The sequence below is a fragment of the Mucilaginibacter sp. Mucisp86 genome (genome assembly GCF_047324315.1).
GTDB lineage: Bacteria > Bacteroidota > Bacteroidia > Sphingobacteriales > Sphingobacteriaceae > Mucilaginibacter.
The window spans coordinates 4390098-4403533 of the sequence record NZ_CP168503.1 but is presented as its reverse complement, the minus strand read 5'-3'; the positions used below and the strand labels follow the sequence as shown (position 1 = coordinate 4403533).

Below are 13436 nucleotides of genomic sequence, written 5' to 3'. Positions count from 1 at the left end.
GATCAAAGTGCTATACCCGGTCCTACAGATGAAACAAGGAGTTCCATATTTACTTTTTGATTGCTATTATGCAGGGCGCTAACCTGGATTGATGATGGCCCGTGCGAAAGTGTAAAATTGCCCTGAGTGGGAATTTCGGCGATCTTCTTTCTGTTCTTATCTGCTACATAGCAAGTATTATCCTTCAGGATAATAAATTCACCATTGGTAATTTTTTTGTCGATCGAAAGTTCTGCACCATCCTGAAAAGTGATCCTGATGCCATCAGCATACCCGTCTTTTTCGGTAGATGATACCCGTATCGCACAATCCAGCGGTTGCGCATCAAATTCATTATTTACCCGGCAGGTATTTTTTTCGACAGTATATTGCTGATCAGGAAAACGGATTTCACGTACAGGGTATAAAACGAAAGACTTTTCGCCGTTTTGCACCAGGTGAAATTTATAGTTTAAATCTTTCAACTGCTCCTTCACTGCTTTTGTGAAAATATTCAATGCCCTCGCATTTTCCCAGGCGCGGTATGCCTTGAAAATATTATTCTTTTCCGGGCAATTTTCAACAGTATGCTGGCTCAAACCAAGCATATAGGTCGCATTCCATCCAATTGATTTGGCTTCCAGGTTCTCTGCATCGTATAAACTCCAATCGCTATGCAAATCAACTATTCCGAATGTTGCGGGTAAGTAACTGCTCTCAAAAACATATCGCATATCTTTACCCTCTATCCCCCACTGGTTCAATACCGGGTTAAACATATTGTTGCCGCCGCCAACATTACAAACACTCATATAATGCCAGTTCCCTTCATATACAGCGCTCCCCATCACGCGCAGGTATTTACCTCCATTTTTCGAGTAGGTATCAAATAAATTCCTGAAAAACTGCTTAAAGGAGTATTGTCCCTGTCCCTGGTATATACAACTCTCAAGGCCATCAAAATCAATATAATCCATGCCGCCTTCTGTGAGCCATTTGCCGTAATAAGCCGCATATACTTTTTGCAAATTCATATCAGGAACAAAACCACGATAGCAATTAGGCTGTAGCTTTACTATTGTGGCACCTTTTTTATAAGCTCCTCTTTTCGTTCCGTAAAGCCCTCTTTTTAAATGTAAAAAGGTGTAAGGTTTACTTTGTGTAATGCCATTATATTCTATCAGTTCCTTCCCTATTTTCAGCACATTGGTATGGTTGCCTTCCCATCCGCCGTACTCGTTGAAATAGGCCCTGTCGGACACAGTTATAACAGTGTCCTGATCGGTAAGATCTTTAGTTATAGAAGTGCGCTGCATAATGGCCAGGCTATCGCTCGGTACGGGAGCCACATCGCTGTTATTGTCCGGCTGCAAAAACTCGCACAGGGTATGCAATCCATACCTGATCCCATTTTTTTTCATCAATGCGCCATACTCCGGAATGCCCATGGGAGCTGCGTTATTGAAACTTATTTTTCTGTTAGTCCAGCGATTTTGTGGGTTGGGATAATATTCGCCCCATCCTTCATCCTGTACGCCTTTGATGGCTAATTGATGTGCATAGGTGATCAGGCTGTCATGAGCGCCGTACCACGCAATATCGGGGCGGTATGCTTTAGGGTCTTTGATCCATTGACCATCAATTTCCGGATGCGGCAGACCTTCCTTTAAAACTATTTGCTCGATAGTGCGGAGCCCGATAGAGTCGGGGCATGCAAGCAAAGCAACCGACGATCCGATGAAATCAGCATCAACCGGCGGCACCAGCTGGTACCTGGCCGAATTAGCCTTTCCATCCAGATTATCAGGTAACACCGGAAAACGTATCATTTGTTCTTTTCTCCGGTCTCTCGAGTGCATACAAACAGTAGAACCAAAAGCGGGCTCAAGCTTTGCCCCGTTTCCGTAATTCATCCGATAATACTCTTCCGGATGTGAATAAAAAGCTACATCATTTACTCCATCTCCGCCAATTGTAAAAGTTTGGCCTTCCTTAAGATTCGGCGGTAAAGGATATTTTACGGGATCTGGCGAATGTATAAAATAGTGCATAAAAGACATGTCGCCCCCTGTTGGCGGGCCGCTGGTGGTATTGTCATTTAAACCAAGAATACCGAATGCAAAATCATCATCTCTTACTACGCCCAGAATATCGCCTATTGTTTTAGAGATGGTTAATTTATAAGGGCCCCAAACAATATTGTCAACCCCGTTCCGAGGCTTAAGCGATAACAATCTCAATCGTACATATTCGCCTTTTTCATCAGTTTGTACCGTTGCTACTGAGCCATTCGGATAGTGAAGCGTAATCCGCCTATTGAGCGTATTAAATGCGGCAGATACCGGCAGGATATAGTTTTCGCCTTTGTACAAACTAAGTAATGCAGAAAGTTTACCGGCAGGGCAATATTCTTTATGGGATGATTTGTCTTTAATACTGGAAATGAACCCGCGTTTGTTTATACTAAGCGTAACAAACTTTGTATTTAAAGTTATGGTTTGCGCGTTCGATTGCCGGTGAATTATCAGCAGCATACCGAACACCAAAAGAAATAAAAAACGTGTGTTCAACTTATTTATCATATTATAAAAGCTCATATATAATCAACTAAAAAGCATTTCCAATTTCTAAGCACCGCTTTCTGATCAATGATTAAAAGAGGGCGCCCTGTACCACCATACAGGGACGCCCCTTCAACTAAACCTCAGGTAGTCTCATTACCAGAAGTACACTTAAAAAATAAAACACATTCGGCACCTATTGTATCACCGGATTAAAGGTTCCGCCATCCCAGCCTGTATTTTGCTGCAGATTTTTGTTTTGTAAAATATATTGCGGATCAATAGGGCCGAAATAATAGGCATCAGGTATATTGATTTGACTGGTGGCACTTGGATCTATCGGCTCATATTTGTAATTGGTAATAGCCTTAAGAAAAGCATTACGATCAAACGAAGCAGGTGAATTTACGATCAGGTTAGAAAGCTGTGAAGCTATCCCGCTGTTGCTTTGTGTAATATCAATACCATATTGAGAGGATGCGGCCGCGCTGTTAAAGTACGGCCCGTAGGCGTGCAGCGTACCCATGTTATTCAGCACACTAAACATCCGCCTGCGCCTTAAATCCCAGAACCGTTTTCCTTCAAAAGCAAACTCTATCGCCCGTTCGGTCATAACAGCATTCAGCGTCGCCTGATAATCGGAGCCAACCGAGGCGGCCAATCCATAATTTCCGGCTCCTGCCGCTATATGAGCCCTTTGGCGGATCTGAATAATATAGGTTCTCGCTTCAGCCGGATGCTGTACTTCATTAGCAGCCTCGGCAAGGTTAAGTAAAACCTCGGCATATCTGATGATAGGCCAATCAAAAGCCTGGCGGTTCCACACGCTTGAACCCAACGTAGTGTCTATCCCTTTACGACAATAAAAGCCGGTAAGATTATAAGTTTTATATCCGTCATCACCACCAATCGCATTGAATATCCATTGAACGCGGGGCGTTATATCCGCAAAATCATATCTTGCCCCATTATAGACAATAGCCTGATAAAAACGCGGATCCCTGTCTTTCCAAAACTCTGTAGGATCATACCCTGAAGCCGGGTCTGTGATTGGGAGGCCATTTTTCATAGGATAAGCCTGAACCATTTCCCAGGTTGGGTCGCAAACGCCCGCTAACCCCGAGGTTTCAGTTAATGGCCTCTGGCCTTGCTGAAAGCCATTTGTTTTTTCGGGATAATGGTAGCGTACACTCAAAATCATTTCTTTTGCAGCCCCGGCCTTATCATACCACATATTTTCATTTGGTTTTGTACTATTATCGGTATATAAGCCATAGCCATCAGCATCTAACTCGGTTTTAGCAGCCAGCAAGGCATTATAGGCATCACTCCAATAAGTGGCATTAGGTGTTTTGCAAAACAAGGGGCTTGCTTTTAACAACAGGGCTTCGCCTTTTACTGCCATAGCCGCACCTTTGGTAACCCGGCCAATATCATTGGAGCCCCAGGTAGCCGGCAATAAATTAACGGCGCTATCTAACTGTTTGCCAATGAAGTCAAAACACTCAAGTGATGAATTTCTTTTTACCAGCAAAGTATTGATATCGGCTGTCGGATCCTGAACCGTGGTAATAATAGGCACTCCGCCTAATACTTTTACCATCCTGTAGTATAAATAGGCGCGGAAGAAATATGCCTGGCCTTTCAGGCTTTTATAATCAGCGTCAGATAAAACAGATTTACTTTTGTCAATATTGGCAAAAAAGTTATTAATTGACCTTACCCTTCCCCAATCCCAAACCCTGTCAGGATAACCGCTTTGGCTTGTATAGGTTCCTTTAAGAAAAGAATTAAGGCTATTTGAGCCACTGCCACTGGAAAAAGCCTCGCCGGCCAGTTCTTCATTCCTGTTCCAGGAAGGCAAAATATTATAGAAATTGGTTACATACCCTTTTACAAAATCAGGACTGCCCCATTCCTGCTCCGGCGTAATAGGGCCTCCCGGATGATCAACATCAAATACTTTTTTGCAGGATATTGTTAAAGCAATCATCCCCAATAAAACGAATAGTATATTGAATTTAAGTTTCATGATCTGATAGTTTAATGTTTTAAAGTGTTACGTTCAGTCCGCAAGTAAACCCTCTTAATACCGGGTACATTCTGAAATCGCCGCCCAGTTCAGGATCCCAGTCGGTTACATGGTTCCATTGATACAGGTTTTCGCCGCTGAAATAGATTTTCACAGCTTTAACTTTTATTTTTGCCAGCAAGCTTGCCGGTAAACTGTAATCAACAATTAAGGACTTTAACCGCAGGAAAGCGCCGTTCTTTAACCAGAATGTAGATGACACCTCGCTATTGCTTGTGCCTTGCCAATCAGTCATAATAGGGCTTGGCATAGTGGCAGTAGATGCTGTTTGCGGAGTCCATGCATTTTTCCAGATGGTTAAATTATCATTGCCAGGCAAAGGCCGTCTGTAGTACACATCGGTAGGCATAATATCATAGCGTCCGAGGCCTGCAAATACTGTGGTGAGGTTAAGCCCTTTCCAGCCAAACGTGAAGTTGAAGCCATAATTAACACGCGGTATCCCGTTTTTTGAAATGATTTGCTGGTCATTCCCATCAATTTTTCCATCGGGCGAATCGGTACCCAGCGGCCCCCTGATGTCCTTGTACATCAACATTCCGGGCTGTGGCTTGCTGCCAAATATGGTAAAATTAGGGCCGTTTGCCTTTAAAATATTATCTACGTCCTGCTGTGTTCTGATAATTCCTTCGGATACATATCCCCATATAACACCGTTAATGGGTTGGCCTATCAAATTCTGATAACCACGTACTGATGCAGCCTGGTCAACCTTCAGATATTTGTTGGCAGAATATGACCAGTTGCCAGACACACGATAGAAAAAATCATTGATGTGCCGTTCGTGGCTAAGGGACAATTCAATACCTCGTGCCGATGCTATTCCATAATTAACTGCCGGTAAGCTGGCTCCAACCGTGCTGGGAACTGATGCCACACGTGCACCAAGGATATCAGTGGTTTTTTTGTACCATACATCTACAGTTCCGGTAAGAATTCTTTTGGGCATGCCAAAATCTAAACCCAAATTGTAGTTATGATTTTTCTCCCATGTAATATTGGGGTTGATAGTTGAACCCAGCGTTGTTGAAGGCGGAAGTCCTGACCCTATATATATACCTGAGTTTGCGTTAAAGTTGTAGGTTTGTTGCCATTGCCATGGAGCGGTATTATCTGTACCGGTTATACCGTAAGAGAAACGCAGCTTCAAGACATCAAGGACTTTAGTATAATTGGCAAAGAAATTTTCATTGGCGATATTCCAGCCTGCTGAAACAGCCGGGAAATATCCCCAGCGTTTATTTGACGGGAAAATATAAGAACCATCGGCCCTCATGGTAAAGCCAAGCAAATATTTTGAGGCATAATTGTAGTCGACCCTGCCGAAATAAGAGGCAAAGCTGGTAGGCTGGTTCTGATCGCCCCTGATGTACCAGTCGGTGCTATTGGTTGATCCACCGTTAATTTGCTGATAGTTAGGGTTATTATAATTATCGTCCCAAATGTTTGAATAATGGCCACGATATGCCGATTGTTCATACCCGACAAATGCGCTGATATTATGAAGGCCAAAAGAGCGTTCATAATTCAACATCAAATCCAGCTGGTAATTAGATGACTGCGAATACGATTCTTCCAATTCGGTAGGTGCACCTATTCCCGAAATCTGGGCCTGATCTAATATCTGGTACCCTCCAGATCGTGTTAAATCCAATTTATCGGTAACGATGTGGTTATGGTCGCCACCGGTTTGGAAGTAATAGATATAAGGGGCATTGCGCCATGCTTTGGTGTAATTATTAGTGGTATTGTAAGCGAAAGTACCCTTTGCCGACAATCCGGTTATGCCGGGGATATCATATTTCAGTTGAAAAACCGGGGTAATATTGTTACCAGAGGGTTTGGTGTAGCCACCATTTCCATTTGCCAGGTTAGCGGTATTTGTATTGTCGAAATTACCAACAGGAAGGCCATTAATAAAAGACGGCCGACCAGGATTTACCATTAACAACCTGTTGTACATGTTTGAAAGATTGAAATCCCCATAATCATAGGCCCAAAACGGACGGCTTCCGTTATTCCATTCACTTTGGATATTTAAATTATAGCTCCATCGTTCGGAAATTTGCCCATCTACTTTTGCTGTTAGATTATATTTGCGGAAGGAATTTGAAGTTGCTCCTTCCTGCTGGAAATACCCTGCCGAGATGTAGTACCTGGCTGCTTGCGAACCACCACTTACCGCTAAGTTATGCGAAGTATTCCATGGATTACGCCAGGTATCTTTTAACCAATCGTACGAATGGGTTTTGAAGTAATCTAATTCATCGGGCGTGTAGTAGCTTGGATCTGTTGCCGGCAAACCTTTTTGGGCAAATGCCTCATTGGCAAAAGTATAAGCATCAAAAGCATTCATTCTCCGTGGCGTAATTTCACGGTTATTCATCGTATATGATGCATTGTAGGATATAAATGTCTTATTGGCTACGCCATGTTTGGTTGTAACCAAAACAACACCGTTACCACCTCTGATACCATAAATAGCGGTTGACGCCGCATCTTTCAGGATACTGATATTATCGATATCAGCCGGATTAATGGTGGAAAATGTTGTTGCATCCCTTACAAAACCATCTATCACGTATAGCGGATCTGTTCCGCCCTGCCAGGTGGAAGATTCCCTGATTTTAATATTAGCGCTTGCACCGGGATAGCTGCCTTGTGTAGTAACGGTAACACCCGGAGATAAGCCTTGCAACAAATTGGCTGGAGAAGATGTAGGGCGGTTTTCAAGTGCAGATGATTTAATTACACCTATTGCACCTGTCAGGTTTTCCTTTTTCTGCGTACCATAGGCAACCACAACTATTTCGCTAAGCCCACTTACGTCGGCTTCCATCTTTACCTGCATAGGCGTACCGGGAGTAACCTGCAATTCTTTTTTCACATAGCCAACAAATGAAAAAACAAGTGTTGCGTTTCCATCCGGAACCTCAATGTTGAATTTACCATTAGCGTCAGATATAGCGATGACTTGACTTCCCTTTACTGCAATGGTAACACCGGCCAGGGGCATATTTTTGGTATCAAATACCTGCCCGCTTATCTTAACCGGACTTACATTTAAGCTGGTAACCACATTATCAACAGCCTTTTCAATTTGCTGAAGAACAATGTTGTTATTAACCTTTTTATAAGTTAATGGCTGATTTTTAAGACACTCCTTTAAAGCCTCGTCAATTGAGGCATCTTTCAGATGAATGGTTACACTTTTATTCTGTACATCTTTTGAATCATAAAAAAACACGTATCCTGTTTGTTTATTTATCTGATTAAGTACTTTTTTTAGTGAGGAATTTGTTTCATCCAGGTTAATTTTTTGACTATACACTTTTGCGCTACATTCAAGAAGGGCAACTAACATGATCAAGGTAGTCAATTTCATAACTAATAACATTTTGCGCGGCCACGGACAATGCATGGCCATTAAAAAAGCATTTAATTTCATACTTTTGTTGAGTTGGGTTAACAGATAGTTAGAGACACTAAACATATTCCCGTTTTGCGGGAAGGGTTAACTCAATATTTATCCGCATTCCGATTGCCCTCGGGATGCGTTTTTTTTAGTTAACCTTATGGGGAATGGGCCTAAATTTTGAAGGCCGGGTGTGTATTTATCTTTCCATATGGTTCTCGTATTTTTAGGTTAATAATTGGTTAATTACAGGTGTTAATTCATTACAATAATTTTTTTTCCATCTATTTTGTAATGTATTTGCTTAAAGCTCAGAATATCCAGTATCTGCGATAGATTGACGTTCCTGGAAATTTCGCCCGAAAACCTCCGTGAGGGTAATTGTCCTTCATATTTTATTTCAACACCGTACCAACGCGAAAGCTGCCGCATTACTTCCTGGATATTATTGTCTTCAAAAAAGAAAAAGCCATTTTTCCAGGCCACCACCTCGTCCGGATCTACATTCATAACATCGATCAAGCCATGATCAAACCTTGCCTGTTGACCTGGTTTTATAATATTACTCACTTTCCCGGCTGATACTTTTACGCTGCCTTGGAGCAGGGTAGTTTTAACAGCCTGCTCATCATTGTAAGCATTGATGTTGAAATGGGTTCCTAATACCTCCACTGTTTGCCCGTTTGAAATAACTTTGAACGGCTTTTTGGCATTGTGTGCAACTTCAAAATAAGCCTCGCCGGTAAGTTCTACCCTGCGCTCATTACCATTAAAAACTACCGGGTATTTGATTGATGACGATGCGTTTAACCACACTTTAGTACCATCGGCCAAAATAAATTGGTACTGCCCCCCTTGTGGAGTAGCGGCCGTATTGTATACTTCATTTTTTGAAGTGTGGCTGCTACTTACATCATTGTAACTAATTTGTCCATCGGCAGCTTTCTTTATAATGATATTTCCCTGGCGGGCAAGCTTTCCAATCTTTGCGCTATTCAGCACAATAGTACTCCCGTCTCCTAAAGTTAATATGGCTTTGTTTCCACCCGGGGCCACATCCTGTTTCTGAGGCTTAGCTACTGCTATTTGCCGGTGGTAATTATTGTTAATGCTGAAAAAATATCCTCCCACAGCTATAAAAAAAAGTATCGAAGCTGCTATTGCCCAACGCGATAATTGTATCCTTTTTGCCCCTCCCTGTATCTCATTCAACAATTTATCAAGGCTCTCCTTCTGATCTTCTTCCAGTTGCTCCTGCGACAAATAAGGATCGCCGTGCTTATATTTTAAATACCAGCTTTCAACCAAAGCGTTCTCTGCCGGAGTAGTCATACCGCTGTTGTACCGTTCTATTAAATCTTCGATGTCTTGTGGTTGCATAATCGTTAAAGGATATATCATCCTTATTACCCCATATACAACTACAACCAGGGGGAGGGAGTAGATGAAAAATAAAAAAAGTAAAAATAATTTACCAGATGATAGAGCGAGGAAAGATATCACCTGATATTACAATAAGAAAGCTCATTGAAAACTGGTCTTACATCCAGCTATTCCAAGTCGGCGGATTGAGATCGTCAATGCATTTTGATATAAGAATTTATCACAAGTAAGTTCAACGCAAACGTTTGTTTATCACAGCAAGGCTCATAAATATATTTTTTGAGTTCTATATCGGCGGAGTGTTGTTATTGAAAGCCTGTATTAATTACCCCGATAGTAAAATCTTTACCAATCAGTTAAAAATAGCGTTCTTAATCAGCGAATTAGAGCGATATGGTGCTTGTATTGAGGGCCGAAACCTCTTTGTTAAAGCAGATTATCCTGAATTAACGCAAACGATTGCGTAGAGCTTTAACATTTAAAATCACTCCAGTCCTATTAATTTGTAACAACAATTATACGATAGCATAGATGAACGAACGCCCAGTTTCAGGCGATCCGTTTGTCCCGGGCCTCACCTGTTGAGATACCAATAAATATCACTCATAAATTAAGAATCAATAAAACCTTAATGGCTTTGTACGGTAAACATAGTGACGACGATTTGATAACGCTGTTAAGACAAGATGACATCTCGGCGTTTACGGCAATCCACTCCCGCTATTACGGATTGTTATATCAACATGCCTATAAAAGATTACCGGACAGGGATACCGCTAAAGATATCTTACAGGAACTTTTTATCCATTTATGGAACCAAAGGAGATCAATTGAGATTAAAGGCAACTTAGAGGCTTATTTATGCACCGCTGTCCGAAACAAGGTTTTGAATGTTTTTAAGCACGAGAAGGTTAAATCTAATTACATCGCCTCATTAATTAGTTTTGAAGAAACCTGCAAATCTACCACAGACGAAAATTTAAGAAATAAAGAACTTATTGCCCTGGTTAAGGCAGAGGTAAGCTCTTTACCTCCAAAAATGAAACAGGTATTTGAATTAAGCAGGGATTCTAACCTGTCTCATAACGAAATTGCCGAAATATTGGAGATAAGCCCATTAACCGTTAGAAAGCAGGTAAATAACTCCTTAAAAATATTGAGGGCAAAACTAGCGTCACATTTGCTAACGCTACTGTAAATTGTCTGCAAAATTGAAGGGTTGCCTCTTTCCTAGTAATGACCCGGGCGAAGATCACTTCATGACTATAAGTTACGCTAAACCCACGGCAGATAGCGGGGAATCAGCGAAATCAACATAATCAAAAAATCAGCGGTCTACCACCTTGCGCGCCTTGTTGCCCGCATAAGCTGGCGGTGACGTTTGGCATCATAATAATCGCTGGTTACCAGTATGGCATGTATTACACCCGGAATCCAGAAAAACAGGGTTAAAAATATATTCAGTATAAATGCACCTATCCTGCCGGTGGTTAGGATGGCAGCGGGTGGCAGTAAAAAGCACAAAAAGTATCGCATGGTTGTAGTAGTTTTAATGTTTAACTACTATTTAGACCATCCGCCCTTAAATTTGTTACTGTTTTATTTCTTCACCAAGATTAGGTGGCAGCTGATCGCCAAAAAACAGGGCTTTGAGTTCGGTAGCATCATTAGGGTTCATTTTGCCCCCCAATATCAGCCTCAACTGGCGGCGACGAAGCGCCCCTTCAAACAGGGCTCGCTCCTTATCCGTTTCGGGGATCAGCTCGGGCACTGCAGTTTTTTGCCCGTCTTTATCTAAAGCCACAAAAGTGTAGTATGCCTCATTGCTTTTTACTTTGGTGCCCGATGGGATGTTTTGTGCCCACACGTCCATCCTTACCTCAACAGAGGTTGTAAACGCCCGGGTAACCTTGGCTTCAATACTGATCACATCGCCAAGCTTTATCGGCGACTGGAACGATACATTATCTACCGATGCCGTAACCACTATCCTGTTGCAATGTTTCTGCGCCGAAATTGCGGCAGCAATATCCATCCAATGCAGCAGTCTGCCGCCCATCAGGTTGTTTAAGGTATTGGTATCATTGGGTAATACCAGTTCGTTCATGATGGTGTATGATTCCTGCGGCGATTTTCCGGTCATATAGATAGTGTTTTGAGGCAAAGATAAGCACCCCCTCTAAATCTCCCCCAAGGGGGGAGACTTTTATTTGCAAAGTTTTTAAAGTCCTCTCCCTTGGAGAGGATTTAGGAGAGGTCTACCTTTTCGTCACCAACTCCCTGAAACCTACCAGCTCATCCCATCTGGCTGCAGGCGGGCGGTAGTAGGTTAGCATCTGGTATTCGTTTTCGGTTTCAAAGTGGCTTCCCTCAAATGGGATGTCGTCGGCCTGGCCTGTTTTGGCATCTACCCAAACATATTCATAATCGTACACACCTTGCTTTAGCAGCATATTTACGGTGTACCTGCCGTTATCAAGCGGGTGAAGCTTATTGCTATCATCAAGCCGGTAATTATTAAACTGGCCTACCACATACGGCGCTCCGTCGTTAGGGTTTTTATTGGTTGATAAGGTGAAAAATACGTGCGCGTAATCGGCATCTGTGGCCGGCGTGGTGCCGTCGTTATTCAGAATGTAAAATTTGCCGTCGTTATCGTATTGAAAAATGTAGTTGGGCTGGTCGCGCACCGGGTCGCCAAGCAATACTACCACGTTGGTTGAATCTTTATAAATTTTGGCTACCCTTTGCGAGTTGAGCTTAAGTGTACGCATATCAAACAGCCTGAACTCGTTGCGCCCGGGAAAGTCGTTAATGCTTACATCATTATAAATTAACTGCGAACCACGGATATAGGTTGGCTGCCCGTTAAGCACCGCTGTTTCGGTGCGGGCGTTTTGCATAATAAACGTACGTAAGGCATAAGCCGGGTTCTGCACAACAAGGCCCGAATAATCAACCGTAAAATTGATTTTCTGATTGGTTTGCCGTGTAGCATTATTGGCCGAAGCTACCAGATCGGCAGCTATTGATACGCGTTTGCCCAGCACATACAAGCGGTGGGTAAGCACCATTTTGTTTTGATCGCCATCTTCATAAACCTTCAGCACATAGTTACCCGATATTTTGGGGGCGATGTTATTGTTGGGTAACGAGATTTCGTAATGGGTATATTTTTGCATGGTACCGGTTGAATAGCTGTAGTTGTACAGCCTGTCGTCGGTAAAGCTTTGCAGATATTCGGCAGATGAAAGGTTTGATGAGTTCCAGTTAGCATCGCAATGCTCAATGGTATAATAATAATTACGACTGCCCCCGCGCAGGTCATCAAAGGTTAAGAGTACCTTTTCATCAGTCCCTAAATTAATTACCGGGAAAGAACCCTGCTTGGCAGTGTTATAAAACTCAACGCTTTTTATAGCCGGCGAGTAAACGTTGTTGTTATAGGGAGATTGGGCGAAGGTTGCTTGAATAAGCATGGTAAAGATTACCATGCTTAAAAATATCTTTGTCAATTTCATTCGTGTTCTATATCTATTTTATCCCGTTGCCAATACTGTTTAACATCAAAACTAAACAATGCAATTGATAAAATCAGGAAGGGACTTGCTGATCCAAAAGTAAACTCAGCAAGGCTATCTCCATTGAAAATATCATGAGTGAGAAAAAACAGCGCTGTCCACATAATAAAAAGCGCGATAAGCCGGGTAATTATATGTTCTTTATGTGTTGCTATAAAAAGCAAAAGCTGCCCAATAAAAAGAATCAGCGCTGATGATGCAATTGAATTCTCATAGCTATTTGACAGGCTGAACGACAACTTGTATCCACCTTCATTTACAAAAGGTAACATTACCTGAAACACTATCATTGGCCCAACACCATGGCCTGCGCCAATCAAAATAAGAGAACTGGAGATTAACACGGCTATGGCAAGCCCCCGATATTGTTTGATCATTTACTAATTAGGTTTTATAAACGAATATAAAAAAGCCGCTATTGCAAT

9 protein-coding genes are annotated in these 13436 nt (G+C 42.2%); 1 reads left to right on the top strand and 8 read right to left on the bottom strand.

Annotated features, from left to right (window positions below):
* Nucleotides 1-2 precede the first annotated feature (2 nt).
* The 4 genes from ACEN9X_RS18755 to ACEN9X_RS18740 form a co-directional block, all read right to left on the bottom strand.
* A complete protein-coding gene (locus ACEN9X_RS18755; RefSeq protein ID WP_413666569.1) occupies nt 3-2561 on the bottom strand; it encodes a hypothetical protein in 2559 nt (852 codons plus the stop codon).
* 175 nt (nt 2562-2736) lie between these two features.
* Complete coding sequence (locus tag ACEN9X_RS18750) at nt 2737-4572, bottom strand: RagB/SusD family nutrient uptake outer membrane protein (protein WP_413666568.1); 1836 nt, start codon at nt 4570-4572, stop codon at nt 2737-2739.
* A gap of 19 nt (nt 4573-4591) precedes the next feature.
* Nucleotides 4592-7996, bottom strand: coding sequence for a SusC/RagA family TonB-linked outer membrane protein (locus ACEN9X_RS18745; protein ID WP_413666567.1), 3405 nt, complete (start codon nt 7994-7996; stop codon nt 4592-4594).
* Nucleotides 7997-8302: 306 nt separating this feature from the next.
* Nucleotides 8303-9427 (bottom strand): FecR family protein, encoded by a 1125-nt coding sequence (locus ACEN9X_RS18740; RefSeq protein ID WP_413666566.1) that lies wholly within the window; start codon nt 9425-9427, stop codon nt 8303-8305.
* 634 nt (nt 9428-10061) lie between these two features.
* On the opposite strand from ACEN9X_RS18740, the gene ACEN9X_RS18735 reads away from it, so the two are divergent.
* Nucleotides 10062-10628 (top strand): RNA polymerase sigma factor, encoded by a 567-nt coding sequence (locus ACEN9X_RS18735; protein ID WP_413666565.1) that lies wholly within the window; start codon nt 10062-10064, stop codon nt 10626-10628.
* 137 nt (nt 10629-10765) lie between these two features.
* On the opposite strand, the gene ACEN9X_RS18730 is transcribed toward ACEN9X_RS18735, so the two are convergent.
* The 4 genes from ACEN9X_RS18730 to ACEN9X_RS18715 form a co-directional block, all read right to left on the bottom strand.
* Nucleotides 10766-10966 (bottom strand): YqaE/Pmp3 family membrane protein, encoded by a 201-nt coding sequence (locus ACEN9X_RS18730; protein WP_091211992.1) that lies wholly within the window; start codon nt 10964-10966, stop codon nt 10766-10768.
* Nucleotides 10967-11021: 55 nt separating this feature from the next.
* Nucleotides 11022-11573, bottom strand: coding sequence for an acyl-CoA thioesterase (locus ACEN9X_RS18725; protein WP_413666564.1), 552 nt, complete (start codon nt 11571-11573; stop codon nt 11022-11024).
* Between the two features lie 115 nt (nt 11574-11688).
* Entirely contained in the window at nt 11689-12951 is a 1263-nt protein-coding gene (locus ACEN9X_RS18720; protein ID WP_413666563.1) for a DUF5103 domain-containing protein, read from the bottom strand.
* Entirely contained in the window at nt 12948-13388 is a 441-nt protein-coding gene (locus ACEN9X_RS18715; RefSeq protein ID WP_413666562.1) for a hypothetical protein, read from the bottom strand. Before ACEN9X_RS18715 ends, ACEN9X_RS18720 begins: the two co-directional genes overlap by 4 nt.
* Nucleotides 13389-13436 lie beyond the last annotated feature (48 nt).